Annotated in this window: 25 protein-coding genes; 14 read left to right on the top strand and 11 right to left on the bottom strand. The window is 60.8% G+C overall.

The window, feature by feature from the left end; all coding sequences use genetic code 11:
* Positions 1-2: 2 nt before the first annotated feature.
* A complete protein-coding gene (locus tag ACA046_RS00315; protein ID WP_010168612.1) occupies positions 3-206 on the bottom strand; it encodes a twin transmembrane helix small protein in 204 nt (67 codons plus the stop codon).
* Between the two features lie 84 nt (positions 207-290).
* Between ACA046_RS00315 and ACA046_RS00320 the strand changes: the two genes are divergently transcribed.
* From ACA046_RS00320 to ACA046_RS00345, 6 genes are all read left to right on the top strand, one after another.
* Complete coding sequence (locus ACA046_RS00320) at positions 291-1,031, top strand: SURF1 family protein (protein ID WP_459025017.1); 741 nt, start codon at positions 291-293, stop codon at positions 1,029-1,031.
* Positions 997-1,596, top strand: coding sequence for a PA_0111/PP_0108 family redox-active disulfide protein (locus ACA046_RS00325; RefSeq protein WP_459025019.1), 600 nt, complete (start codon positions 997-999; stop codon positions 1,594-1,596). Before ACA046_RS00320 ends, ACA046_RS00325 begins: the two co-directional genes overlap by 35 nt.
* A 10-nt stretch (positions 1,597-1,606) precedes the next feature.
* Positions 1,607-2,686: a COX15/CtaA family protein gene (locus ACA046_RS00330; protein WP_076013313.1), complete on the top strand. Its 1,080-nt coding sequence runs from the start codon at positions 1,607-1,609 to the stop codon at positions 2,684-2,686.
* Positions 2,674-3,573: a heme o synthase gene (gene cyoE / locus ACA046_RS00335; protein WP_497675674.1), complete on the top strand. Its 900-nt coding sequence runs from the start codon at positions 2,674-2,676 to the stop codon at positions 3,571-3,573. Before ACA046_RS00330 ends, cyoE begins: the two co-directional genes overlap by 13 nt.
* Entirely contained in the window at positions 3,570-4,205 is a 636-nt protein-coding gene (locus tag ACA046_RS00340) for an SCO family protein (RefSeq protein ID WP_003214837.1), read from the top strand. The genes cyoE and ACA046_RS00340 overlap by 4 nt, the downstream gene beginning before the upstream one ends.
* Before the next feature lie 461 nt (positions 4,206-4,666).
* Positions 4,667-5,128, top strand: a complete 462-nt coding sequence (locus ACA046_RS00345) for a BRO-N domain-containing protein (protein ID WP_497675675.1) — start codon at positions 4,667-4,669, stop codon at positions 5,126-5,128.
* A gap of 139 nt (positions 5,129-5,267) precedes the next feature.
* Here the strand turns inward: ACA046_RS00345 and ACA046_RS00350 are convergent, their stop codons facing one another.
* Genes ACA046_RS00350 through ACA046_RS00360 form a run of 3 tightly spaced genes read right to left on the bottom strand, consistent with a single transcriptional unit; the run spans position 5,268 to position 7,774 of the window.
* Positions 5,268-6,041, bottom strand: coding sequence for a MetQ/NlpA family ABC transporter substrate-binding protein (locus ACA046_RS00350; protein WP_076013315.1), 774 nt, complete (start codon positions 6,039-6,041; stop codon positions 5,268-5,270).
* Between the two features lie 51 nt (positions 6,042-6,092).
* Entirely contained in the window at positions 6,093-6,767 is a 675-nt protein-coding gene (locus tag ACA046_RS00355) for a methionine ABC transporter permease (protein ID WP_063033708.1), read from the bottom strand.
* Positions 6,767-7,774, bottom strand: a complete 1,008-nt coding sequence (locus ACA046_RS00360) for a methionine ABC transporter ATP-binding protein (protein WP_076013316.1) — start codon at positions 7,772-7,774, stop codon at positions 6,767-6,769. The genes ACA046_RS00355 and ACA046_RS00360 overlap by 1 nt, the downstream gene beginning before the upstream one ends.
* 268 nt (positions 7,775-8,042) lie before the next feature.
* Between ACA046_RS00360 and katE the strand changes: the two genes are divergently transcribed.
* A complete protein-coding gene (gene katE, locus ACA046_RS00365) occupies positions 8,043-10,184 on the top strand; it encodes a catalase HPII (protein WP_497675676.1) in 2,142 nt (713 codons plus the stop codon).
* A 102-nt stretch (positions 10,185-10,286) separates the two neighbouring features.
* On the opposite strand, the gene ACA046_RS00370 is transcribed toward katE, so the two are convergent.
* Genes ACA046_RS00370 through ACA046_RS00385 form a run of 4 tightly spaced genes read right to left on the bottom strand, consistent with a single transcriptional unit; the run spans position 10,287 to position 13,092 of the window.
* Entirely contained in the window at positions 10,287-11,006 is a 720-nt protein-coding gene (locus tag ACA046_RS00370; protein ID WP_076013318.1) for a PA5502 family lipoprotein, read from the bottom strand.
* Between the two features lie 37 nt (positions 11,007-11,043).
* Positions 11,044-11,832, bottom strand: a complete 789-nt coding sequence (gene znuB / locus ACA046_RS00375; RefSeq protein ID WP_010168631.1) for a zinc ABC transporter permease subunit ZnuB — start codon at positions 11,830-11,832, stop codon at positions 11,044-11,046.
* Positions 11,825-12,610 (bottom strand): zinc ABC transporter ATP-binding protein ZnuC, encoded by a 786-nt coding sequence (gene znuC, locus ACA046_RS00380; protein ID WP_459025033.1) that lies wholly within the window; start codon positions 12,608-12,610, stop codon positions 11,825-11,827. The genes znuB and znuC overlap by 8 nt, the downstream gene beginning before the upstream one ends.
* Positions 12,610-13,092 (bottom strand): Fur family transcriptional regulator, encoded by a 483-nt coding sequence (locus tag ACA046_RS00385; RefSeq protein ID WP_459025035.1) that lies wholly within the window; start codon positions 13,090-13,092, stop codon positions 12,610-12,612. Before ACA046_RS00385 ends, znuC begins: the two co-directional genes overlap by 1 nt.
* A gap of 58 nt (positions 13,093-13,150) precedes the next feature.
* Here ACA046_RS00385 and ACA046_RS00390 point away from each other — a divergent pair, with 58 nt between their 5' ends.
* Positions 13,151-14,080, top strand: coding sequence for a zinc ABC transporter substrate-binding protein (locus ACA046_RS00390; protein WP_459025037.1), 930 nt, complete (start codon positions 13,151-13,153; stop codon positions 14,078-14,080).
* A gap of 127 nt (positions 14,081-14,207) precedes the next feature.
* Here ACA046_RS00390 and ACA046_RS00395 read toward each other — a convergent pair whose 3' ends face one another.
* Together ACA046_RS00395 and ACA046_RS00400 are read right to left on the bottom strand one after the other, a co-directional pair.
* Positions 14,208-15,161 carry a homoserine kinase gene (locus ACA046_RS00395; protein ID WP_076013322.1) on the bottom strand — a complete coding sequence of 318 codons (954 nt, stop codon included), beginning with the start codon at positions 15,159-15,161 and terminating at the stop codon, positions 14,208-14,210.
* A 56-nt stretch (positions 15,162-15,217) separates the two neighbouring features.
* Complete coding sequence (locus ACA046_RS00400) at positions 15,218-15,508, bottom strand: DUF2782 domain-containing protein (RefSeq protein ID WP_459025039.1); 291 nt, start codon at positions 15,506-15,508, stop codon at positions 15,218-15,220.
* A gap of 74 nt (positions 15,509-15,582) precedes the next feature.
* Here ACA046_RS00400 and polA point away from each other — a divergent pair, with 74 nt between their 5' ends.
* Positions 15,583-18,375 (top strand): DNA polymerase I, encoded by a 2,793-nt coding sequence (gene polA, locus ACA046_RS00405; RefSeq protein WP_497675677.1) that lies wholly within the window; start codon positions 15,583-15,585, stop codon positions 18,373-18,375.
* A 265-nt stretch (positions 18,376-18,640) separates the two neighbouring features.
* Here the strand turns inward: polA and yihA are convergent, their stop codons facing one another.
* Entirely contained in the window at positions 18,641-19,282 is a 642-nt protein-coding gene (gene yihA / locus ACA046_RS00410) for a ribosome biogenesis GTP-binding protein YihA/YsxC (RefSeq protein WP_003214811.1), read from the bottom strand.
* A gap of 192 nt (positions 19,283-19,474) precedes the next feature.
* On the opposite strand from yihA, the gene ACA046_RS00415 reads away from it, so the two are divergent.
* The 5 genes from ACA046_RS00415 (at position 19,475) to ACA046_RS00435 (ending at position 24,206) form a co-directional block, all read left to right on the top strand.
* On the top strand, positions 19,475-19,777 hold the full coding sequence (locus ACA046_RS00415; protein WP_421525462.1) for a c-type cytochrome: 303 nt from the start codon (positions 19,475-19,477) through the stop codon (positions 19,775-19,777).
* Positions 19,778-19,810: 33 nt separating this feature from the next.
* Entirely contained in the window at positions 19,811-20,416 is a 606-nt protein-coding gene (locus ACA046_RS00420) for a c-type cytochrome (protein ID WP_497675678.1), read from the top strand.
* Positions 20,417-20,585: 169 nt separating this feature from the next.
* Entirely contained in the window at positions 20,586-21,221 is a 636-nt protein-coding gene (gene dsbA, locus ACA046_RS00425) for a thiol:disulfide interchange protein DsbA (protein ID WP_421525460.1), read from the top strand.
* 10 nt (positions 21,222-21,231) lie between these two features.
* Positions 21,232-22,110, top strand: a complete 879-nt coding sequence (locus tag ACA046_RS00430; RefSeq protein WP_177043548.1) for an endonuclease/exonuclease/phosphatase family protein — start codon at positions 21,232-21,234, stop codon at positions 22,108-22,110.
* Positions 22,107-24,206, top strand: a complete 2,100-nt coding sequence (locus tag ACA046_RS00435) for a GGDEF domain-containing protein (protein ID WP_497675679.1) — start codon at positions 22,107-22,109, stop codon at positions 24,204-24,206. Before ACA046_RS00430 ends, ACA046_RS00435 begins: the two co-directional genes overlap by 4 nt.
* Positions 24,207-24,268 lie beyond the last annotated feature (62 nt).

Raw genomic sequence — 24,268 nt, forward strand, 5'->3', positions numbered from 1 at the left:
GTTCACCAAGGCGCATGAGACACAAGCTGGCCGCTGAAGAAACCCCAGGTGATCAAACCCAGGGTGATCACGGCCAGCACCACACGCACGGTCAAGGCAGTGACGAGGCGATTGGAGTTGCCCTCGTCCTTGACCAGGAAGAACAAGCCACTGAACAGGCTCACGACGGTAGCAATCAGCATCAGGGCAATGGCTGCTTTGAGCATGGTGGGCTCCGGGGCTCTTTTTTGGAGGGGGCGAGCAATGAGATTCAGTATAGCCAGCGCAGCACCGACCTCTGCGGCAATGCCATGAAACCCTTTCGCCCCGGTATTGCGCCGACGCTGGTGGTGCTTGTGCTACTGCCGCTGATGGTGTTTCTCGGCTTCTGGCAGCTGTCTCGCGGCCAGGAAAAACAGGCGCTGCTGGAAACCTACGCCGAGCGCCGCGCTGCCGAGCCCATGAGCAGTACGCAATTACAGGCCACCGAAGATCCGGCCTTCCGCCGCGTGCATTTGCGCGGGCAATTCGATGCCGAGCACAGCGTGCTGCTGGATAACCGCTTTCGTGACGGCAAGGTCGGTGTGGAGGTGCTGCAACCGTTCCACGATCAGGCCAGCGGGCAGTGGCTGCTGCTCAATCGAGGCTGGCTGCCTTGGCCAGACCGGCGCACACCGCCCGTTTTCAATACCCCCGAACAACCGCTGAATCTCGACGCCTGGGTCTATGTGGCCCCGGGCGAGACCTTCCAGCTGCACGCCGATCCAGCGGGCGCACAGTGGCCGCGATTGTTGACTGCCCTGCATCCCGAAGCGCTGTGGACAGAGTTGGGCCGCAGCGGATTCGCCTATGAAGTCAGGGCCGAAGCGGGACCGGCAACCTTTGAAACCAATTGGCCTGTGGTCGCCATGGGCCCGGAAAAACACTTGGGCTACGCCGTGCAGTGGTTCGCCATGGCGCTGGCGCTGTTCGGTCTTTACCTCTACCTCGGATGGCACAACACAAAGGAGAAGCGCCATGGGAGCGGCCATGAATCCACTCAACATGTCTGACGCGCCAGCAGCGCCCAACCGGCGCAAGGGTCGCTGGCAACTGATTCTGATCCTGCTGATGGTGATCGGCCCGATGGTGCTCGCCACCTTCATGTACAAGTTGCAGTTCTGGGTACCGGACAACCGCAGCTACCACGGCGAGATGATCGGCAACGGCCAGACTCGTGCCGACATTGGGGTGCAGGCCGACGAAGATCGCTGGCAGCTGCTGGTGACTGCGCCCACTGCCTGCGCCGCCGACTGCCAGCAACTGGTTTACCTGGCTCGCCAGCTGCAAATCGGTCTGGGTCGCGATGCCTCTCGTGCCAGCCACGCCCTGGCCAGCGCGCAGCCGGTGAACACTGCGTATGACGCCAAGCTCAAGGCCGAATACCCGCAACTGCAGCGTTATTCCCTGGACCTGTCGACCTTCAACAAAGACGCCGCCGCCCAAGGCAGCGGCGATGCCCAGCTGTGGATCGTCGACCCCCACGGCAACCTGGTGCTGCGCTACGACGCCCGGGTCAAGGGCAAGGACCTGCTCAACGACCTGCGCCTGCTGCTGAAACTGTCGAACATCGGCTAAGGACACCGTCATGGCCAAACCTGGATTTCGCCTCGCGCTGTTTGCCACCCTGTTGGCCCTGATCGTGGTGCTGCTGGGTGCTTATACCCGGCTGACCCACGCGGGCCTCGGTTGCCCGGATTGGCCGGGTTGCTATGGCTTTATCAGCGTGCCAAAAAGCGAAGCCCAGCTGGCCCATGCTGAACTGCATTACCCGGACACGCCGGTCGAGGCAGACAAAGGCTGGAACGAGATGACCCATCGTTATTTCGCCGGCGCCCTCGGCCTGCTGATCGTGCTGCTGGCGGCGCGTGCCTGGACCCATCGGCGTCATCCGGGGCAGCCATTGAAGTTGCCGTTGTTTCTGCTGGCGGTGGTGTTTGCCCAGGCGGCGTTTGGCATGTGGACGGTGACGCTGAAGCTCTGGCCGCAAGTGGTTACCGGGCATTTATTGGGCGGGTTTGCGACGTTGAGCCTGCTGTTCCTTCTGACGCTGCGATTGTCCGGCGTGCTGCCGGCGCTGATCGTGCCCAGGCGTTTGCAGTATTGGGCGACGGCCGGGCTGGTGCTGGTGATCGGCCAGATTGCCTTGGGCGGATGGGTCAGCTCCAACTACGCGGCCGTGGCCTGTATCGACCTGCCGACCTGTCACGGGCAGTGGTGGCCGGCGGCGGATTTTGCCAATGGCTTTCACCTTACCCAGCATATCGGACCCAATTACCTCGGTGGGCAACTGGACAGTGATGCGCGCACGGCGATTCACCTGACCCATCGGATTGGCGCGCTGCTGGTCACCGTCGTACTGCTGGGCCTGGCCTGGCAACTCAAGGTGGTCGGCATGACCCGCTTGGCCGGCCTGTTGTTGATCGCCCTGGCGGCGCAAATCTGCCTGGGCTTGAGCAACGTGTACTTTCACCTGCCGCTGCCGGTTGCCGTTGCGCATAACGCCGGCGGCGCGGCGTTGCTGCTGACGCTGGTGCTGGTCAATTACCACGCCCGCACCAGCCTGGTCCGGGTGCGCCATCAGTTGCCGTTCGGCTGGCGCTTCAGCCCGCGTAAACACGTGTCGGGCCTCATAACCCTAAAAGGAGAGATGCCATGGCGACCTTGATCGGCGAGCGTCATAGCCAGGCTATCTGGCGTGACTATCTTGAGCTGACCAAGCCAAAAGTGGTGGTGCTGATGCTCATCACCTCGCTGGTGGGTATGTTTCTCGCCACCCGCGCCGGGGTGCCTTGGCCGGTGCTGATTTTTGGCAACCTGGGAATCGCCCTGTGTGCCGGTGGTGCGGCGGCGGTGAACCATGTGGTGGATCGGCGCATCGATGCGCTGATGGCGCGCACCCATAAACGTCCGCTGGCGGAAGGGCGCGTATCACCTGCGGCGGCGCTTGTTTTCGCGATGGTGCTGGCGGTGGCCGGGCTGGCGTTGTTGCTGGCGTTTACCAATCCGCTGGCCGCCTGGCTGACCCTGGCTTCGCTGTTGGGCTACGCCGTGATCTACACCGGTTTCCTCAAGCGTGCGACGCCGCAGAACATCGTGATCGGCGGCCTTGCCGGCGCCGCGCCGCCGTTGCTGGGTTGGGTTGCCGTCACTGGCCACGTCAGCGCCGAACCGTTGCTGCTGGTGCTGATCATCTTCGCCTGGACTCCGCCACACTTCTGGGCCCTGGCGATTCACCGCAAGGAGGAATACGCCAAGGCCGACATCCCGATGCTGCCGGTGACCCATGGCGAGCACTACACCAAGGTGCATATCCTGCTCTACACCTTCGCCCTGCTGGCGGTCAGTCTGATGCCGTATGTCATCCATATGAGCGGCATGCTGTATCTGGTGTGCGCACTGGTTCTGGGCGGGCGCTTTCTGCAATGGGCCTGGGTGCTGTACCGTGGCAGTCGGCCGCACGCGGCGATCAACACCTTCAAGTACTCTATCTGGTACCTGTTCGCGCTGTTTATCGCCCTGCTCGTAGACCATTACCTATTGTTGAACCTATGACTCGAACTCAAAAAACTGTCTTTATTCTGGTGGCCATTGTCGCGTTGATCATGGGCCTGACCGTCAACAAAGTACTGAGCGGCAAAGGCCAGGGCGACCCGACTGCCTTGATCGATGCCGGCATCATTCTGCTGCCGCAAAGCCGCCAGTTGCCGCCGGTGACCATGACCAACCAGGACGGCCAGCCGGTGGTGGTCAACGAGCTGAAAGGCAAGTGGAGCGTGCTGTTCTTCGGCTACACGTTCTGCCCGGACATCTGCCCGACCACCCTCGCCCAACTGCGCCAGATCAAGAGCGAGCTGCCTAAAGACGTGGTGGATAAGTTGCAGGTGATCCTGGTCAGCGTTGACCCGAACCGTGATACGCCGGCGCAGCTCAAGCAGTATCTGGGCTACTTCGATCCGCAGTTCGAGGGCCTGACCGGTGCGAACGTGGACGATGTGCAGAAGGTTTCGAATGCGGTGAGCATTCCGTTTATTCCGGCGGACACCAGCAAGCCCAACTACACCGTCGACCACAGCGGCAATCTGGCGCTGATCGGGCCGGACGGCACCCAGCGCGGGTTTATCCGGGCGCCGTTGAACAACCAGAAGTTGGTGGCGCAGTTTCCGGGGTTGTTGCAGCGTAAATAAGCCTGCCGACAATTTCCTGAGCGACACAAATCAAATGTGGGAGCGGGCTTGCTCGCGAAGGCGGTGTGTCAGTCAACAGATGTATCGACTGAACCACCGCCTTCGCGAGCAAGCCCGCTCCCACAGGGTTATGTGCACGGTGCCTGAACGGTGTGTCGTCGGACTTTTCCCGCAACGTGTAGCGGTCGGCGCGAACTTGTTTGGCATGCGTCGACTGACTAGTCTTTGCCCTGTCGCTGCAAATTCAGTGACAGGGTGTGGAAGCCCTTATATCGTTAGGCGCACAAAGCGCCACCTAGAGTCAGGCGCTTTTTATCGTCTGTGTTTTATGGTGGTTGTGCGCGGGGCGCTTTCGAGCGCGCCGGGTGCCTAACGTCCCGGTCTTCCACACCTGCGTACAGCCGCCACCCATTACGTGGAAGTAGTGCTTGGCGGCTCCTCAATACGTTAGGAGCCAGATCATGAAAGTACACACCCCCGACCCGCCCTGCACCCCCGAAGTCTTCACCCGCCATCGCCAGCAACTGCACGCCATCCTCATCGACGGCCAAGCCTGGTTCAGCGCCCGCGACATTGGCCATCTGATGGGTCTGCATCTCAACGAAGCTCTGCTGCGCAAGCTCGATCCTGACCAACAACAAACATTAACCGCGATTACCCACGGTCACGCTGCACCGACGTTGATGCTCAGCGAGTCCGGGGTTTACGCGATGTTGATCTATCACTACTGCCCTGAAAACCGCGCCCTGCGCCAATGGCTGACCCATGAAGTGGTGCCCGCCCTGCATGGTAAACAGCAGGCAAGCGAAGGCCCGGCCCTGAGTTGGTTGGCTTGGTCGACGGCAAGTTTGAGTGTGTTGCAGTGGCGCAATGAGCCGTGGATCCGGCTGCGAGATATGCCCAAGGTGTTGCCGGGCGTGTAGCGCTTAAAAGTGTGGGAGCTGGCTTGCCTGCGATACAGGCGGCGCGGTGTTACTGATACACCGCAGCGATGCCATCGCAGGCAAGCCAGCTCCCACATTTGATCTCCAGTGTTTGGGAGATCGGGGTTTCAGCTTTGGATCAGAACGCCGGCAGGATCGCGCCTTTGTACTTCTCGGCAATGAACGCTTTCACTTCCGGGGTGTGCAGGGCTGCTACCAGCTTCTTCACTGCATCCGAATCCTTGTTGTCTTCGCGGGTCACCAGGATGTTCACGTAAGGCGAGTCTTTGCCTTCGATGGCCAATGCGTCCTTGGACGGGTCCAGTTTGGCTTCCAGCGCGTAGTTGGTGTTGATCAGCGCCAGGTCGACCTGGGTCAGCACGCGCGGCAGGGTGGCGGCTTCCAGTTCGCGGAACTTCAGGTTTTTCGGGTTTTCAGTGATGTCCTTGATGGTCGACAGGATGTTGGTCGGGTCCTTCAGGGTGATCAGCTTGTTGTTGGCCAACAGCAACAGCGCACGGCCGCCGTTGGTGGCGTCGTTCGGGATCACCACGTTGGCGCCGCTTGGCAGTTCGGCCAGGGTTTTGTATTTGCTGGAGTAGGCGCCCAGAGGCTCTACGTGAACAGCGCCGACGCTCACCAGGTGAGTCCCCTTGGCTTTGTTGAATTCATCCAGGTACGGCTGGTGCTGGAAGAAGTTGGCGTCCAGGCGTTTTTCGGCAACCTGTACGTTTGGCTGGACGTAGTCGGTGAAGACTTTGACCTGCAAATCCACGCCTTCTTTAGCCAGAACCGGCTTCACGAATTCGAGGATTTCAGCGTGGGGCACCGGGGATGCGGCCACGGTCAGGGTTTCGGCGGCGTGGGCGGAGAACGCGGCAACGGCGGCGAAAGCAACCAGTAGTTTTTTCATTCAACAAGCTCCTTGTTCGGGAATTGGCCGGCTTCGCGCCGGCAATAGCCGTTATTTTCGAGAAAAGTGCACCACCAGCTTGTCGCCGACGGTTTGCAGAATTTGTACCAGGATCAACAGCAGCACCACGGTGACCACCATCACATCGGTCTGGAAGCGTTGATAACCGAAGCGGATCGCCAGGTCACCCAAGCCACCGGCACCCACCACACCAGCCATGGCCGTGTAGGAAACCAGTGTAATCGCCGTCACCGTAATCGCCGCGAAGATGCCGGGGCGGGCTTCGGGCAGCAAGGCGTTGGTGATGATCTGGCGAGTGGTGGCGCCCATGGCCTGGGTCGCTTCGATAATCCCGCGGTCCACTTCACGCAGTGCGGTTTCCACCAGGCGTGCAAAGAACGGCGTGGCCCCCACCACCAGCGGCGGAATCGCACCGGCAACACCCAGCGAGGTGCCGGTGATCAGCACCGTGAACGGAATCATCACGATCAGCAGAATAATGAACGGCAGCGAACGCAGGATGTTCACGATCAACGACAGCATCGCGTACAGGCCTTTTTGTTCGAACAGCTGGCGCGGGCTGCACAGGAACAACAGCACGCCCAGCGGCAGGCCCAACAACACGGTGAACAGCAGCGAGCCGAACAGCATGGTCATGGTGTCGCCGGTGGCCAGCAGGATTTCGGACCAGTCGATGTTCGAGAAAAAGCTCAAGAAGATTTCCATTAGCGCAGCACCTCCATGTGGACGTCTGCGGCGGTGAAGGCGGCGAACGCGGCCTCCATGTCACCACCGGTGACGGCGAGGGTCAGTTGCCCGTAGGGAATGTCTTTGATGCGGTCGATACGACCGGCAAGGATGCTGTAGTCCACACCCGTTTCACGGGCGACGGTACCCAGCAGCGGTGCGTAGGTCGCTTCGCCCTGGAACGTCAGGCGCACGATGCGGCCCGGTACGTGAGCGAAGTCATCACGCTGCTCGCCTTCGTCAACCTGCTCGGACTCTTGCACGAAACGCTTGGTGGTCGGGTGCTTGGGGTGCAGGAACACGTCGGCGACGGTGCCTTGCTCGACGATCACGCCCGCGTCCATCACGGCCACGTGGTCGCAGACCCGGCGGATCACGTCCATTTCATGGGTGATCAGCACGATGGTCAGCTTCAGCTCACGGTTGATCTCGGCCAGCAGTTGCAGCACCGAGGCCGTGGTTTGCGGGTCGAGGGCGCTGGTGGCTTCGTCGCACAGCAGGATCTTTGGCTTGGTGGCCAGGGCGCGGGCGATGCCGACGCGCTGCTTCTGGCCGCCGGACAGCTGCGCCGGGTACTTCTTGGCATGGTCGGACAGGCCGACCCGGGCCAGCAGTTCGGCCACGCGCACGTCGATTTCCTTGCGGGAAAGTTCGCCGGCGAGGGTCAGCGGAAGCGCCACGTTGTCGGCCACGGTCTTGGATGCCAGCAGGTTGAAGTGCTGGAAGATCATCCCGACCTGTTGCCGGAAACGGCGCAGGCCGTTGGCGTCGAGGGCGGTGACTTCTTCGTCATCGACCTTGATCTGGCCGCCGCTGGGTTCTTCCAGGCGATTGATCAGGCGCAGCAAAGTACTTTTTCCCGCACCGGAATGGCCGATCAGACCAAACACCTGGCCATTTTCGACGCGCAGGTTGGTGGAATGCAGTGCGGGGATATCCTTACCGGCGACCCGGTAGGTTTTATGGACGTTATGAAACTCGATCACGTAGCGAACCTTGTGGGGCGCATTAAAAAGGGATCAGCGGTTAGCCGGGCGCGCATTTTAGCCTGTCCGTATAGCGTTTCTTAGCATTTATTTCTCATCCGACCAGCGATTTGGCAATAACGCGATCAAAGGTCATAAAAAAGGAACGGTAAAAAACCGTGTCAGTCACTACATAAGCAACTCGAAATTCCCAGGTGCCGTGCCTGGGGTTTTGCTCAAGAAGAGCCGGGGATCGCTCTGGCCTACGCAAACGAGGAGTTTTTGTCTGATGAGCACTAAAAAGCCAGTCACCCCGCCCAAGAGCGAACTTGCGGGTACCGACACTCTGGACCGTGGCAATACCAACGCCAAGCTGCAAAGCCTGGAAACATTTCGCTCCGACGCTACCGGCCAGGCGCTGCGTACCAACCAGGGCGTGAAGGTTTCCGACAACCAGAACAGCTTGAAGGTCGGCTCCCGCGGTCCTTCGCTGCTGGAAGACTTCATCATGCGTGAAAAAATCACGCACTTTGACCATGAGCGCATCCCGGAACGTATCGTTCATGCCCGGGGTACCGGTGCCCATGGTTATTTCCAGACCTATGAAAACCATTCGGCGCTGACCAAGGCCGGGTTCCTGCGTAACCCCGAACACAAAACCCCGGTATTTGCGCGTTTCTCTACGGTTCAGGGCCCTCGCGGCTCGGGTGATACCGTGCGTGACGTGCGTGGCTTTGCCGTGAAGTTCTTCACCGACGAGGGCAACTTCGACTTGGTGGGTAACAACATGCCGGTGTTTTTCATTCAGGACGCGATCAAGTTTCCTGACTTCGTGCATGCGGTAAAACCTGAGCCGCATAACGAGATTCCTACAGGCGGCTCGGCCCACGATACGTTCTGGGATTTTGTTTCGCTGCAGCCAGAGTCGGCGCATATGGTGATCTGGGCCATGTCTGACCGGGCGATTCCGAAAAGCCTGCGGACCATGCAGGGTTTTGGCGTGCATACCTTCCGTTTGGTGAACGCCGAGGGGAAATCCAACTTCGTCAAATTCCACTGGCGGCCGACAGTCGGCACTTGTTCCCTGGTGTGGGACGAGGCGCAGAAGCTGGCGGGCAAAGACACTGATTTCCACCGGCGCGACCTATGGGAATCCATTGAAGGCGGCGATTACCCGGAATGGGAATTGGGCGTGCAGATCATCGCGGAAGAAGACGAGCATAAGTTCGACTTCGACATTCTCGACCCGACCAAGCTGATCCCCGAAGAGCTGGTGCCGATCACGCCGCTGGGCAAGATGGTGCTCAACCGCAACCCGGACAACTACTTTGCCGAGACCGAGCAAGTGGCGTTCTGCCCGGGCCATATCGTGCCGGGCATCGACTTCTCCAATGACCCGCTGCTGCAGGGTCGGTTGTTTTCCTACACCGACACGCAGATCAGCCGACTGGGTGGGCCGAACTTTCACGAGCTGCCGATCAACCGTCCGGTCGCGCCGTTTCATAATGGCCAGCGCGATGCCATGCATCGCACCACCATCGACAAGGGTCGCGCGTCCTACGAGCCGAACTCGATTGATGGCGGCTGGCCGAAAGAGACGCCGCCTGCTGCCGAAGACGGCGGTTTTGAGACGTATCCGGAGCGAATCGACGCCCACAAGATCCGTGAGCGCAGCGAGTCGTTCGGTGATCACTTCTCCCAGGCGCGGTTGTTTTTCCGCAGCATGAGCAAGCACGAGCAGGAGCACATCATTGCGGCCTACAGCTTTGAGCTGGGCAAGGTGGAGCGTGAATTCATCCGGGCCCGGCAGGTGAACGAGATCCTCGCCAACATCGACCTGGAGCTGGCCAAGCGCGTGGCGCAGAACCTGGGCTTGCCGGCGCCGAAGAAAGGCACCGTGCCGGAGCGCAAGACCTCTCCGGAACGTTCGCCAGCGTTGAGTCAGGCAAACTTGTTGTCGGGTGATATCAAGACTCGCAAGGTGGCGATTCTGGCCGCCAACGGCGTTGATGGTGCGGCGATTGCTGCCTTGAAGGCGGCGCTGGAAGCCGAAGGTGCGCACGCGAAGCTGCTCGGGCCGACATCGGCACCGGTGACGACGGCAGATGGCAAGAGTCTGCCGGTGGATGCGTCCATGGAAGGTTTGCCGTCAGTGGCGTTCGATGCGGTGTTTGTGCCGGGCGGGGCCAAGTCGGTGCAGGCACTGAGTGGCGACGGCGTTGCTTTGCATTACCTGCTGGAGGCGTACAAGCACCTGAAGGCGATTGCCTTGGCCGGTGAGGCGAAGCAGTTGCTGGATGTGCTGAAGCTTGAGGCGGATGCGGGGCTGATAGTGGGCGGCGATGCGAAGGCGTTGAAGGCGTTTTTTGCGGCGATTGCCCAGCATCGGGTCTGGGATCGGGAGCCGAAGGCTAAAGCTGTTCCGGCTTAAGTCATTGGTTGATTGTTAGACCGCTTTCGCGAGCAAGCCCGCTCCCACATTTTGAGTTGTGAATACATTCAAGTGTGGGAGCGGGCTTGCTCGCGAATGGCGTTATTCAGTCTTACGCGGAATCAGTACAACCTGCGCCGGAACCTTCTTCAGGATCTGCCGGTGAATCTTCAAGTCATACCCCGAATCGATGCGCTTCACCCGTTTGGTCAGCAACGTGGCCAGCCATGGGTAATCTTCGGTGCGCGGTGCCTGGATGCTCACATCACACTGGTAATTCACCACATCGGTGGCGATCTCATCCAGTTGATGGCGCAGCGCCTCAATATCGGTGAGGTTCAGTGCAACCGTGGTACTGGGTGCTGCCGGGTCGATGACCTTGGCGGGCGGCTTGGCTTCAGCGGCTTTCAAGGCAGCCTCGGCTTTATCCAGCTCGACCTTGCGGGCGTGGGTAATCGCGCTGTTGACGCCACCGGTCAGCGCCGGCGCCTTGGGCATTAATGCACGGGCGCGGCTCAGGGCCGTGGCGGCTGCATTGACGTCACCTTTTTGCAGAACGATCTGGCTGCGCTGCAAATAGGCTTCGGCCAGTTGGCGCTGATAAGGCTCCAGCGCCGGGTCGTTGGGCGATTGGGCCTGCAAGGCGGCCAGCTCGTCTTCGGCGGTGGCCAATTCACTGCTGGCGAGGTTTTGCTCCAGCTGTGCGATGGCCGCAGCACGTGCGTCCGGGGCCTCGGGGGCGGCGGGCGGGGTGCTTTGGCAGGCGCCCAGCAGCAAGGAAAATGCGGCAAGGAGCAGATAACGGGCGTTGAACAGCTTCATTCCTGCGACTCTCTAATTGCGCAAAAAGCGAGCAAGTCTACACCCCACGACGGGGCAGGACAAAACTCAGCAGAAACAGGGCGGCCGCCGTGACCACAATCGACGGGCCGGCCGGGGTGTCCTTGAACCATGACAGCGCCAGGCCACCACACACCGCAAGCATCCCCAACAGGCTGGCGCCGACCGCCATTTGCTCCGGCGAGCGGGCATGACGCTGGGCCGCTGCCGCCGGGATGATCAGCAGTGATGTGATCAACAATACGCCGACAATCTTCATCGCGACAGCAATCACCACGGCGATCAGCAACATCAGGGTCATGCGCAGCGCCGCCACGGGCAAGCCTTCGACAGTGGCCAGTTCTTCGTGGACGGTGATCGCCAGCAGCGGGCGCCACAGCGTCACCAGCAACACGAGCACTGCCGCGCTGCCGCCGAGAATCCAGGCCAGGTCGGTGGGGCTGATTGCCAGCAGGTCGCCGAACAGATAGGCCATCAGGTCGATGCGCACTTCATGCATGAAGCTCAGAACTACCAGGCCCAGGGACAGCGTGCTTGGCGCCAGGATGCCCAACAACGTATCGGAAGCCAGCGGCTGGCGCTGTTGCAGGGTCACCAGCAGTACGGCCAGCAGCAGGCAGCCGACGGTGACGGCAATGGTCGGGCTCACATCCAGCAGAAAGCCCATGGCCACGCCCAGCAGCGCGGCGTGGGACAGCGTGTCGCCAAAATAGGCCATGCGCCGCCAGACCACGAAAGAGCCCAGTGGACCCGCCACCAGCGCCAAAGCCAAGCCTGCCAGCAGGGCGTAGAGCAGAAAATCAGCCATGCTTGCAGCTATCTCCATGAACGTGGGTGTGGGGTGCGGCGGGGTCATCAACTACGGCGCCATGCAGGTCATGGGCGTGGTCGTGATGGTGGTGATAAATCGCCAGGCTCTGGGCGTTCTTGCCGAACAGCTCGACGAAAGCCGGATCGCCGCTGACTTGTTCCGGGTGGCCGGAGCAGCACACGTGGCGATTGAGGCACACCACCTGGTCGGTGGTGCTCATCACCAGGTGCAGGTCGTGGGAGACCATCAGCACGCCGCAGCCATGGCGGTCCCGCAGGCGGGTGATCAGGCTGTACAACTCGGCCTGGCCGGCCACGTCGACACCCTGCACGGGTTCATCGAGTACCAGCAATTCCGGCTCGCGCAACAGGGCGCGGGCGAGTAGCACACGCTGCATTTCGCCGCCGGAGATGCTTTGCACCGGGCTGTCGATCACCTGTTCGGCGCCGACTTCCTTGAGCGCGGACTGCGCGCGGGCACGGTCAACACCGGGCACCAGGCGCAGAAAGCGCAGCACCGACAGGGGCAAGGTCGGGTCCACATGCAGCTTCTGCGGCATGTAGCCAACCCGCAGCTTCGGCTTGCGCCACACGCTGCCGCTGTCGGGCTTGAGCAGGCCGAGCACGGCGCGCACCAGAGTGGTCTTGCCGGCGCCGTTGGGGCCGATCAGCGTGACGATCTGCCCCGGCTCGACGCTCAGCGCAATGTTATCCAGCACGTTTTGCCCGGCGAACGTGACCCCGACCTGTTCCAGGCGGATTAACGCAGTGCTCATCAAGCCCCCTGGCAGCCCGAGCACACACCGACCACTTCGACGGTTTGCCCTTCGACCTTAAAGCCGACGTCGCCGGCGCTCTTGATGATGCTGTCGCTGATGCTTTTTTGCTCAAGCTCGATGGCGGCGTGGCATTCGCGGCAAATCAGGAACTGGCCCTGGTGCGCGTGCTCCGGGTGGTTGCAGCCGACAAAGGCGTTCAGCGACGAGATGCGGTGCACCAGGCCGTTGTCCAGCAGGAAGTCCAGCGCACGGTACACCGTGGGCGGCGCGGCGCGGCGGCCGTCCTGCTCGCTGAGCACGCCGAGGATGTCGTAGGCACCCAGCGGCTTATGGCTTTGCCACACCAGCTCCAGCACCCTGCGACGCAGGGCGGTCAGGCGCAGGCCTTGGCGCGCGCACAGTGCGTCGGCCTCTGACAGCGCGGTGTGCACGCAGTGAGAGTGGTCATGGGGACGGCTGGCAAGCGGTGTTATAGGCATGAGCGGCGACAGATATTTGTGAGAGACGTTATTATGTTACCTGTTCCTGCCTCCTTGAGTGGTCATCGTGTCCAGACTTTTTCCCGTTTTTGTCGTATTTGTCACCAGTTTGCTGCTTGCCGCTGCCGCTCAGGCGGAGGTTCGGGTGCTGACCAGCATCAAACCGTTACAGCTGATTGCCGCTGCCGTGCAGGACGGCGTGGCGGTTCCCGAGGTATTACTGCCTCCGGGCGCGTCGCCGCATAACTATGCGCTGCGTCCATCCGACGTACGGCGCGTGCAGTCGGTAGACCTGCTGTATTGGATTGGCCCGGACATGGAAACCTTTCTGCCGCGAGTCCTGAAAGGCCGTACCTTGCCGACGGTAGCCGTGCAGGACCTTGCGGGTATGAAGCTGCGCCGGTTCACCGAAGACAGCCACTCCCATGCCGAAGATGCCGACGAACATGATCACGATCATCGTCCGGGCAGCCTGGATGCGCATCTATGGTTGTCGACGGTCAACGCCCGAGTGATCGCCAACCGCATGGCAGCGGACCTCAGCGCTGCCGACCCGGCCAACGCAGAGCGTTATCAGAGCAACGTGAAGGCCTTTGATGGCCGTATGGACGCCTTGGATGCGCGCTTGAAAGCACGTATGGCGGATGTCGCCGGCAAGCCGTATTTCGTATTCCATGAGGCATTCGACTACTTCGAAGATGCCTACGGCCTCAAGCACACGGGTGTGTTCAGCGTGGCCGCAGAAGTGCAGCCGGGCGCCCAGCATGTGGCGGCGATGCGCACGCGTTTGCAGGAAGTGGGCAAGACGTGTGTGTTCAGCGAGCCGCCGTTGCGCCCGCGTTTGGCGGAAACCTTGGTGGCGGGTTTGCCGGTGAAGCTGGCGGAACTGGATGCGTTGGGCGGCTACACGCCCGCGACGGCTCAGGGGTATGAGCAGGTGCTGGAGAAGCTGGGGAATGACTTGGCAGGGTGCCTGGAGTCGCTCTGACAGACGCCGCATAACCAATGTGGGAGCGGCTTGCTCGCGAATGCGGAGTTTCAGTCACCAGATGCGCTGACTGATCCACCGCATTCGCGAGCAAGCCCGCTCCCACATTTCTGGCCGCGTACGACCTTTACAACGCAAACGGCAGCGGGGTCTTGACCTGCTGGCGTTGCGCCAGGCGCACTTGAAACTCCCGCGGGTCGTGAATCAGCACGTCCTGCCCGGCGAACGATTCCGCCGCAATCAGGCGTGACAGCCAGAACCGCACACAGGCCACGCGCAACATGGTCGGCCACAGCTCCGCTTCCTTGGCGGTAAACGGTCGCAAGCCCGCATAAGCCCCCAACAATGCCCGCGCCCGTTGGCCGTCGATCACGCCGTCGGCGTCCGAGCACCAGTCATTCAGGGCGATCGCCACGTCATACAGCATCGGGCCGGAGCAGGCATTGTAGAAGTCGATCAGCCCGGTCAGGTGCGTGCCTTCGAACATCGCATTGTCGCGAAACAGGTCGGCGTGGATATTCGCCCGGGGCAGCGCGAGGATCTGCGCCTTATGCGCCTCGATCTCATCCAGCGCGGCTTGCAGCAGGCGCTGTTGTTCTGTGTCGAGGTGCGAAATCAGTTGCGCGCCTTCGCTGAGCATCCAGTCCAGCCCGCGATCGGTCTTGCGTTCCAGTACCTTGTCGCCTTGGGTGGCCAAGTGCAGGTGACCGAGCAATTCGCCCACTTGCACGCAATGCTGGGCGTTGGCGTCCTTGATGTGCTTGCCCGCCAGGCGCGGTTGCAGCAGCGCCGGTTTGCCGGCAAGCGTGCGCAAGGCCACGCCGTCGGTGGTACGCAGGGCGTAAGGCACTGGCAGGTCGGCGTCGTGGAGCACGTCCAGCAGTTCGATGAAGAACGGCATTTCCTGCACCGGGCCACGTTCAACCAGGGTCAGGACAAATTCGCCCTGTTCCAGGCTGATAAAGAAATTGGTGTTTTCACTACCAGCGGCAATCCCCTGGAAATCAAGCAGGCGGCCGAGCCCATAAGGGGCAAGAAAGGTTTCCAGCTCGGGCCGAGCCAGGGGGGTGAACACAGACATGGTTAAAACTGCCGTTACGGGCGCTGCGGGGAGCAGCGCCGATTAAAGTTAAGAAATCATTTCCATTCGAAGATCTTCCATGACGGGATCAGCATATCCGGCTGGTCAGAGCGGATGAAGTTCGCATCGGTTCCGTCGGCGCGCACCAGGAAGTAAGGCGGAAAGCCTTTCTGAGTCACCTTGATTGCGTACAGGAAGCCATTTTGGCGGTATTCCTGGATGGTCTTGTCGCCTTCCGTGCGAATGGTGACTTCCGGGTCGCCTGTAGGGGCAGAATCTGCCGCCATGGCCACCATCGGAGTGAGTGCAATCAAGCCGGTCAACAACAGGCGATTTACTGTACGCATGATAACCTTGTCCCTTTGTCGTCATTGGTCCGGCTATTCTAGCGCCTGACCCGCCGAAAAGGTTGATCCTGCTCATGAGCCAAGCCCCCCTCGTCCTGGTGGACGGTTCTTCTTACCTGTACCGCGCCTTTCACGCGCTGCCGCCGCTCACCACTTCCAAAGGCCTGCCTACCGGCGCGGTCAAGGGCGTGTTGAACATGCTCAAAAGCCTGCGCAGGCAATACCCGAACAGCCCGTTCGCGGTAGTGTTCGACGCCAAGGGCGGGACATTTCGCGATGAGCTGTACGCCGAATACAAGGCCAACCGCGCGAGCATGCCCGATGACATGCGCGTGCAGATCGAGCCGCTGCACCAGAGCGTGATCGCCCTAGGCTTCCCGCTGCTGTGCGTCGAAGGCGTTGAAGCGGACGACGTGATCGGCACCCTCGCCCGCAGCAGCGCGGCCGCCGACCGGCCGGTGGTGATTTCCACCGGTGACAAGGACATGGCGCAACTGGTGGACGGGCACATTACCTTGGTCAACACCATGACCGGTAGCGCCATGGACGTTGAGGGCGTGAAGGAGAAATTCGGTGTCGCTCCCGAGCAGATCATCGATTACCTGGCGTTGATGGGCGATTCGTCCGACAACATCCCGGGCGTTCCCGGCATTGGTCCGAAGACAGCGTCCGGCTTGCTGGTAGGCGTGAACGGCGGTTTGAAAGAGCTCTACGAGCAGCTCGATATCGTGCCGACCTTGCCGATTCGTGGTGCCAAGACGCTGGTCGCCAAACTCGAAGAGCATAAGGCGAGTGCGTTCCTGTCCTACGAGTTGGCGACGATCAAGATCGACGTCCCGCTGGATGTGGGCCTGGACGACTTGCACCTGATCGAGCCGGATCGCGAGAAGCTGCTGGAGCTGTACACGCTGCTGGAGTTCAAGAGCTGGATTGACGAGATTCAGCGCGATGCCAAGCGTGTCGAGTTGAGTGCAGCTCCATCGGTCTCTGTTGCAGAAGAAACGGTTGAGACGATCGCGCCCGCTTCCGTGGAGCCCGTATACGAAACCATCCTCACCCAGGCTCAGTTTGATGCCTGGCTGAAGAAGCTCAACGACGCCAAGCTGTTCGCCTTTGATACCGAAACCACCGGGATCGACGCCCAGAAAGCGCAACTGGTGGGGGTGTCGTTTGCCGTACAGGCCCATGAAGCGGCCTACATTCCGCTGACCCATTCCTATATAGGCGCGCCGGAACAGCTGGATCGCGACACTGTGCTGCTGGCCCTGAAGCCGTTGCTCGAAGACCCGGAAAAACTCAAGGTCGGCCAGCACGCCAAGTTCGACATGAACATCCTGGCCAACTGCGCCATCGGTGGCGACCCGGCACACGGTATCACCGTGCGCGGCATCGCCTTCGACACCATGCTTGAATCCTACGTGCTGAACTCCGTCGCGACCCGCCACGACATGGACAGCCTGGCGAAGAAGTACCTGGACTACGACACCGTCAGCTTCCAGGACATCGCCGGCAAAGGCGCCAAGCAGCTGACCTTTGACCAGATTGCCTTGGAGCAAGCCGGGCCTTACGCGGCGGAAGACGCTGATGTAACCCTGCGCCTGCACCAGGAACTGCATAAGCAACTGTCGGCCATTCCTACCTTGGCCAGCGTCGTGTCCGACATCGAGATGCCGCTGGTGCCGGTGCTGGCGCGCATTGAACGCCAGGGCGCCCTGGTGGATGCCGCCTTGCTGGGTATCCAGAGTATCGAGCTGGGCAACAAGATGGTCGACCTGGAGCGCCAGGCCTACGAGATCGCAGGCGAGGAATTCAACCTGGGTTCGCCCAAGCAGTTGGGCGCGATCCTCTACGAGAAGCTCGGGCTGCCGGTGTTGAAGAAGACCGGCAAGGGCCAGGCCTCGACGGCCGAGGAAGTCTTGGCCAAATTGGCTGAAGACGACTATCCGCTGCCGAAGGTGCTGATGCAGTACCGCAGCATGAGCAAGCTGAAAAGCACTTACACCGACCGCCTGCCGGAGCAGATCAACCCACGCACCGGGCGGGTTCACACGTCCTATCACCAGGCCGTCGCGGCTACCGGGCGTCTGTCTTCCAGCGATCCAAACCTGCAGAACATTCCGGTGCGTACCGCCGAAGGCCGGCGGATTCGCCAGGCGTTTGTCGCACCGAAAGGCTACAAACTGCTGGCGGCGGACTATTCGCAGATCGAGCTGCGCATCATGGCGCATTTGTCCAAGGACGAAGGGTTGCTGAATGCGTTCCGCGACGACCTGGACGTGCACACCGCCACGGCGGCCGAGGTGTTCAAGGTTGAGTTGGCTGAGGTCACGTCCAATCAGCGTCGCAGTGCCAAGGCGATCAACTTTGGCCTGATCTACGGCATGGGTGCCCAGAAGCTCGGCAAGGACATCGGTGTCGACACCAAGACCGCCAAGGCTTACATCGATGTGTATTTCGCCCGCTACCCGGGGGTTCGCGAGTACATGGACCGCACCCGTGCCCAGGCGGCTGATCAGGGCTACGTGGAAACCCTGTTCGGGCGCCGCCTGTACTTGCCTGAGATCAACTCCAACAAGCCTCAGGAGCGTGCTGGCGCCGAGCGTACGGCGATCAACGCGCCGATGCAGGGTACCGCAGCCGATATCATCAAGAAGGCCATGGTCAAGGTCGACAACTGGCTGACGGCCTCGGGCCTGGACGCCAAGGTCATCCTTCAGGTGCACGATGAATTGGTGCTGGAAGTGCGTGAGGATCTGGTGGCTGAAGTCAGCGCGAAGATTCGTGAGCACATGAGCGATGCGGCGAAGCTGGATGTGCCGCTGGTGGTGGACGTCGGCTTGGGCGACAACTGGGACGAGGCGCACTAAGCACGGGCCTGGGCCGCGGCGTCATGCCGCGGCAGCGCTTTAGATCGGAAAACGCGGCGAGTTATTTCCAATAGTTTTTTGAGCGTGCCGGAACTTAACCCGTGAATTGCTACTCAGAGTTACTGAATGGGTGGTGAAGCCCTTCAATGCTCCTATGTTGTGTTAAGTGTTGGCAGATATCTGGACCCCGCCCTAGCGGTCCGGAATTTGGACCCCGAACTTCCCCTCCCCATACGAAGTCCGGGGTTTTTTTTGCCCCGAGTTTTTACTCGGCAGCTTCCGAACCCTTGTCAGCCAGTTCCATCCAGCCTGCCAGTACTGTGTAGGCATCTTCCAGGCCCATGCGTTTTGGCGCCGAGAACAGCTGGATAGTCACCGCATCGCCCCAACCTTTACGGATTTCTGCCTGCACTTTGAGCAGGGTGTTTTTCGCTGCGCCGTAGGTCAATTTGTCGGCCTTGGTCAGCAGGACATGCATCGGCATGCCGCTGGCGACGGCCCAATCGAGCATCAACAGGTCGAAGTCGGTCATTGGATGACGGATGTCCATCATCAGAATCAGACCCTTCAAACTCTCCCGGCCACCCAGATAGGCTTCCAGGTGACGCTGCCAGTGCAGCTTCAGCGGGATAGGTACTTTTGCGTAACCGTAGCCCGGAAGGTCGACCAGACGCCGATCATCGTCTAGCTTGAAGAAGTTGAGGAGCTGTGTGCGCCCCGGGGTTTTCGAGGTGCGGGCCAGGCTGGCGTGGGTCAGGGTGTTCAGCGCGCTGGATTTACCGGCGTTGGAACGGCCGGCGAATGCGACTTCGAAGCCTTCGTCATCGGGGCATTGGTCGACTTTGGCGGCGCTGAGCATGAAGGTGGACTGTTGGCACAGGCCGAGGATGGGATTCTTGAGTTGCATGAGTTTTCCGATGTGGGCGGTGCCGGGAATGGGTGCGGCAAGCGGTGTCGTTTCCGTTTCAGTAGCGCCAGTATATAATGCCGCAGATTTTGTGTGTGCTTTGTCCCAGCGAAGGATGAAGTTCACGGGAGCGATAGACCTTTATTGCGCATTAGAACGCAAAACGCTCTCAAACCCTGAAAAGGTCGATGTATGACCAAGTGGCTGCTAGCCGTCGGTGTCTTGATGCCACTTTACAGTGCTCAGGCTACACAGGATCCGGAGGCTGTGTACAACCGCGTTTGCGGGGCCTGCCATGCCGGACAGTTGCCCAACGCCCCGAAACGGGGTGACCAGGCAGCCTGGAAGCCAAGACTGGCTCAAGGTATGGACACGCTGGTGCAACATGTGACCCAGGGTTTCAAGGCGATGCCGCCGCGTGGTTTGTGCATGGACTGCAGTACCGAGGATTACCATGCCGTCATTCAGTTGATGGTGAGTGAACCCGGTCCATAACTCTTTAACCCTTAGCCGTAGTTGGATTAGCTGATGAACAAACTGATCGTGAGTCTGCTGTTGACCTTGGGCATCACCGGTGTTGCCCATGCCGCAGGCGACGCCACAGCCGGCCAGGCGAAAGCTGCCGTATGTGGTGCTTGCCATGGACCGGACGGTAATAGCCCGGCGCCAAACTTTCCAAAACTGGCCGGCCAGGGTGAGCGTTACCTGGCCAAGCAGATGCACGACATCAAGGACGGCAAGCGTACGGTCCTGGAAATGACCGGCTTGCTGACCAACCTCAGCGATCAGGACCTGGCGGATATTGCGGCGTATTTTGCCAGCCAGAAAGGCAGTGTGGGAGCTGCTGATGCGAAACTGGTGACCCGCGGTGAAGAATTGTTCCGCGGCGGCAACCTGGAAAAAGGCATGCCTTCCTGCATCGGTTGCCACTCGCCTAACGGCGCAGGCCTTGCTGCTGCGGGCTTCCCGCACTTGAGCGGGCAGCATGCGCAGTACATCGGCAAACAGCTGACGGACTTCCGCGAAGGCAATCGCACCAACGACGGCGACACCAAAATCATGCAGAGCATCGCCGGGAAACTCAGCAACAAGGACATCGAAGCCGTGTCCCAATACATCCAGGGCCTGCACTAACTGCCCCGGCTACGTTAACGCTCGATTAATCCGTCGATGCAAGCATAAAAAGGGTGGCCCAGGCCGCCCTTTTTTGTGGCCGGTGCCGTTACACTAACGAACTCATGCCCGCGTAGACCTGTCACAACAAAGGTCGCGTGAGGCGACTTTATTTGTCCAGGAGTAAAGCATGCGTAATCTGATCCTCAGCGCCGCTCTCGTCACTGCCAGCCTTTTCGGCATGACCGCACAAGCAGCCGACGTGCCGCTTGAAGCCGGTAAAACCTATGTCGAATTGACCAATCCTGTGCCGGTTTCCGTACCGGGCAAGATCGAAGTGGTGGAGCTGTTCTGGTATGGCTGCCCGCATTGCTACGCCTTTGAGCCGGTGATCAATCCGTGGGTCGAGAAGCTGCCTGAGGATGTGAACTTCAAACGTATTCCTGCCATGTTCGGCGGCCCATGGGATGCCCATGGTCAGCTGTTCCTGACCCTGGAAGCCATGGGAGTGGAGCACAAGGTCCACAACGCGGTATTCGACGCGATCCAGAAACAAGGCAAGCGCCTGACCAAGCCTGATGAAATGGCTGACTTCGTCGCCACCCAGGGTGTCGATAAAGACAAATTCCTGGCCACCTTCAACTCCTTCGCTATCCAGGGCCAGATCAAACAGGCCAAGGAACTTGCCCAGAAATACGGCGTGCAAGGCGTACCGACCCTGATCGTCGACGGCAAATACCGTTTCGACATCGGCAGTGCCGGTGGCGAAAAGGAAGCACTGAACGTGGCTGACCAGTTGATCGCCAAAGAGCGCGCAGCCAAGTAAGGGGCCTGTCATGCGTCGCTGGGGTACTGAACGTGTCGTTGGCCTGCATGACCCGAAGGTCAACGAACACCACTTGGAATCCACAGGCCTGCCGGCAGACAGCCGGTTGCGCCTGCTCAGTTTCAATATCCAGGTGGGTATCAGCACCGAGAAATACCGGCATTACCTGACCCGTGGCTGGCAGCACCTGCTGCCCCACAATGGGCGTGCCGGTAATCTGCAGAAGATCGGTGACCTGCTGGGCGACTTCGACCTGGTAGCCCTGCAGGAGGCCGATGGTGGCAGCCTGCGTTCGGGCTACATCAACCAGGTCGAGCATCTGGCCCAGCTCGGCGCCTTTCCCTACTGGTATCAACAACTCAATCGCAACCTCGGCAAACTCGGCCAGCACAGCAATGGTGTGCTCAGCCGCCTGAAGCCGTGGGCGATCGAGGATCACCCATTACCGGGCCCAAAAGGCCGCGGGGCGATTCTCGTGCGGTTCGGCGAAGGGCCGGAAGCCTTGGTGGTGGTGATGATGCACCTCGCGTTGGGGGCTCGAACCCGCACCATGCAGTTGGCCTACATCCGTGAGCTGATTGGCAACTACAAACACCAGGTGCTGATGGGTGACATGAACACCCATGCCACAGACCTGCTACAGAATTCCCCGTTGCGCGACCTTGGGTTGCTGGCGCCGCAAGTCGAAGCCACCTTTCCCAGTTGGCGTCCGCAACGCTGTCTTGATCACATCCTGCTCAGCCCGACCCTGACACTCGAAAGTGTGCAGGTACTGGCGCAGCCCATCTCCGATCACCTGCCCGTCGCGGTAGAGATTCGTCTGCCGGGTTCGCTCACGGCTGATGCATTGCCCGCGTTGAGCCCCGGCCCTCGCGGACCTCTTGCATGAGCGACGACGCCCAGCGTTGGAAAGAAAAATACCTTAAAAGCGTCGAGCAACAAGAAAAGCTCGAGCGCCGCTGGGCCGCCCGTCTCGATCTGCTGCGCCGGGGGCTGGTGCGTAGCACCCTGGCGGCGGAAGGCACCGACCGTGCGGTTGACCAATGCATGAAGGAAATGCGCGACGTGGTGCGCACCGACGACATGGACGCTGCCCTCGCCGCATTGTTGCCGCGCCTGGAAAAGGCCGTGCTGGATTCGGAGCAGCGCCGCGAAACCCGGGTTGACCAAATCGGCAGCGCGTTGACGGCCTTGGTCACCCAGTTGCAGAAGCTGCCCTTGCCGCGTGAGGTGAGTCGCCCGCTGAAGGCGTTCGCCAAACAGCTGGATGGTCGGGTCGGCCAGGCGCGGGAGATCCCGCTGTTGCTGAGTGAGTTGAGCGGCCTTCAGGGGCAGGCGTTGAGTAACCTGGAACCAGAGGGCGAAACCAGCCGTTCGAGCCCTGGCCTGTTGCAACGTCTGTTTGGTGTCAAAGATGCAGCGACCGACGCCCCGGAGACCGAGCTACCCGCGCCATCCCGCCCGGCTGTTCAGGCGCCTGCTGTGCCAAAGCCGGTGGATGAAGTTGAAGCGCCGGCGCAATCGGCGGAGCTGACCCAGGCGCTGCGGGCTTTTGCACCGCAGCCGAAGGTCACGGCCCCCGTCGAGTCGTCCCCTGAGCCCGTACCGCAAATAAAGCCTGTCGAGGTTGTCAGCGAAGCAGCGCCAGTGGCACCCGCCGTCGTGGCCAAAGCGCCCGTCATCGAGGTGCCCGCTGCGATTATCGAACCCGTGGAGCCCGAACAACCGCTTGAGCCGGAGGTTGAGCCAGCGCTCGAGAGTGCTTTTGCCGCCATGGTCGAGGCGCCAGAGGTTCAGGCCCGTGAGCCGGAGCAGACGGAAATCGGCAGTCTTTCCTTGCCACCGGTCATGTCCGACGAGTCCGAAGAGTCGCCAGAGCTGAACCCCGACGAGCTGCAAGCGGATCAGACCTACGCCCTGCCCGACACCCCCGAGCCGTCTTACAGTTCGGTGGCCAAACACATCGAAGACACCCTGCTCGGCTTGTTGGAAGACCTGTCGCTGCCCGAGCGTCACAGGCCCCAGGCCGAAGCAATGCGTGAGCGCCTGGCCCACGGATTGAACTGGTACGAACTGCTGCCGATTCTCGATGACCTGGCGGTGTTGATGCTGGCGATTACCGACAGCGGCCAGCACGAGTTTGAAGCCTACCTCAAGCAACTCAACGAGCGTCTCGAGGCATTCCAGGGGCATCTGCAGGTCGCCAGCGACGGCCACGCCGACAGTCGCTCTGCCGCCAGAGAGCTGGATACGCAGATCCGCGAACAGGTGGATGGTTTGCAAACCAGCGTCCAGGATGCCGCGGATCTGGACAGCCTCAAGCACGTGCTGGAGAGCCATCTCGAAGGGCTGTTGGGCACCATGGACCAACACCAGCACCAGCGTGACCAGCGCGAGCAGGAAGTGGCTGCACGCCTCAAAAGCCTGGCCGAACGCGTCGCCAATATGGAGCAAGAGGCTCAGGGCTACCGAGAGCATTTGGAGGTTCAGCGCCAAAAAGCCTTGATTGACCCGCTCACCGGCTTGCCCAACCGTGCCGCCTGGACCGAGCGTCTGGAGCAAGAGGTCAACGCCTGGCACCAGCGTGGTAACAGCCTGTCATTGGCGATGCTGGACCTGGATCACTTCAAGCGCATCAATGACGGCTATGGCCATCTGGCTGGCGACAAGGTGCTGAAGATCATCGCCACGGTGCTGCGAAAACGCCTGCGGCCCAACGACTTCATCGCACGCTTTGGCGGTGAAGAGTTTGTGTTGCTGGTGCCCAACTCATCACTGTCAGATGCGTTGGCCGTGGGTGAAACCCTGCGTGCAGCCATCGAAGCGTGCCCGTTTCACTTCAAGGGCGAGCCGGTGACCATCACGGTTTCCATGGGCGTGGCGCAGTTTCAGCCGGGTGAGCGCAGTGATCTGGCTCTTAAACGTGCCGACGAGGCGCTTTACCGTGCCAAGGCTGCCGGACGCAATCAGGTGCAGGCGGCCTGAAAATGTTCCATTTTGTTTAAAACTTTGCATTTGGCCGCCCGGCAGCAAACGGTACGTTACAC

It is taken from the genome of Pseudomonas sp. LBUM1641, from assembly GCF_059716235.1.

Bases quoted from the DNA above. Each gene is read 5' to 3' on its own strand.
- ACA046_RS00385 (WP_459025035.1), bottom strand. From the start codon at position 13,092: ATGCCTATAACACCGCTTGCCAGCCGTCCCCATGACCACTCTCACTGC.
- ACA046_RS00315 (WP_010168612.1), bottom strand. From the start codon at position 206: ATGCTCAAAGCAGCCATTGCCCTGATGCTGATTGCTACCGTCGTGAGC.
- ACA046_RS00345 (WP_497675675.1), top strand. From the start codon at position 4,667: ATGAAAGTACACACCCCCGACCCGCCCTGCACCCCCGAAGTCTTCACC.
- ACA046_RS00370 (WP_076013318.1), bottom strand. From the start codon at position 11,006: ATGAAGCTGTTCAACGCCCGTTATCTGCTCCTTGCCGCATTTTCCTTG.
- ACA046_RS00330 (WP_076013313.1), top strand. From the start codon at position 1,607: ATGGCCAAACCTGGATTTCGCCTCGCGCTGTTTGCCACCCTGTTGGCC.
- ACA046_RS00400 (WP_459025039.1), bottom strand. From the start codon at position 15,508: ATGCGTACAGTAAATCGCCTGTTGTTGACCGGCTTGATTGCACTCACT.
- ACA046_RS00325 (WP_459025019.1), top strand. From the start codon at position 997: ATGGGAGCGGCCATGAATCCACTCAACATGTCTGACGCGCCAGCAGCG.
- ACA046_RS00435 (WP_497675679.1), top strand. From the start codon at position 22,107: ATGAGCGACGACGCCCAGCGTTGGAAAGAAAAATACCTTAAAAGCGTC.
- ACA046_RS00420 (WP_497675678.1), top strand. From the start codon at position 19,811: ATGAACAAACTGATCGTGAGTCTGCTGTTGACCTTGGGCATCACCGGT.
- ACA046_RS00415 (WP_421525462.1), top strand. From the start codon at position 19,475: ATGACCAAGTGGCTGCTAGCCGTCGGTGTCTTGATGCCACTTTACAGT.
- ACA046_RS00430 (WP_177043548.1), top strand. From the start codon at position 21,232: ATGCGTCGCTGGGGTACTGAACGTGTCGTTGGCCTGCATGACCCGAAG.
- cyoE (WP_497675674.1), top strand. From the start codon at position 2,674: ATGGCGACCTTGATCGGCGAGCGTCATAGCCAGGCTATCTGGCGTGAC.
- ACA046_RS00340 (WP_003214837.1), top strand. From the start codon at position 3,570: ATGACTCGAACTCAAAAAACTGTCTTTATTCTGGTGGCCATTGTCGCG.
- yihA (WP_003214811.1), bottom strand. From the start codon at position 19,282: ATGCAACTCAAGAATCCCATCCTCGGCCTGTGCCAACAGTCCACCTTC.
- katE (WP_497675676.1), top strand. From the start codon at position 8,043: ATGAGCACTAAAAAGCCAGTCACCCCGCCCAAGAGCGAACTTGCGGGT.
- ACA046_RS00350 (WP_076013315.1), bottom strand. From the start codon at position 6,041: ATGAAAAAACTACTGGTTGCTTTCGCCGCCGTTGCCGCGTTCTCCGCC.
- ACA046_RS00320 (WP_459025017.1), top strand. From the start codon at position 291: ATGAAACCCTTTCGCCCCGGTATTGCGCCGACGCTGGTGGTGCTTGTG.
- znuC (WP_459025033.1), bottom strand. From the start codon at position 12,610: ATGAGCACTGCGTTAATCCGCCTGGAACAGGTCGGGGTCACGTTCGCC.
- znuB (WP_010168631.1), bottom strand. From the start codon at position 11,832: ATGGCTGATTTTCTGCTCTACGCCCTGCTGGCAGGCTTGGCTTTGGCG.
- ACA046_RS00395 (WP_076013322.1), bottom strand. From the start codon at position 15,161: ATGTCTGTGTTCACCCCCCTGGCTCGGCCCGAGCTGGAAACCTTTCTT.
- dsbA (WP_421525460.1), top strand. From the start codon at position 20,586: ATGCGTAATCTGATCCTCAGCGCCGCTCTCGTCACTGCCAGCCTTTTC.
- ACA046_RS00355 (WP_063033708.1), bottom strand. From the start codon at position 6,767: ATGGAAATCTTCTTGAGCTTTTTCTCGAACATCGACTGGTCCGAAATC.
- polA (WP_497675677.1), top strand. From the start codon at position 15,583: ATGAGCCAAGCCCCCCTCGTCCTGGTGGACGGTTCTTCTTACCTGTAC.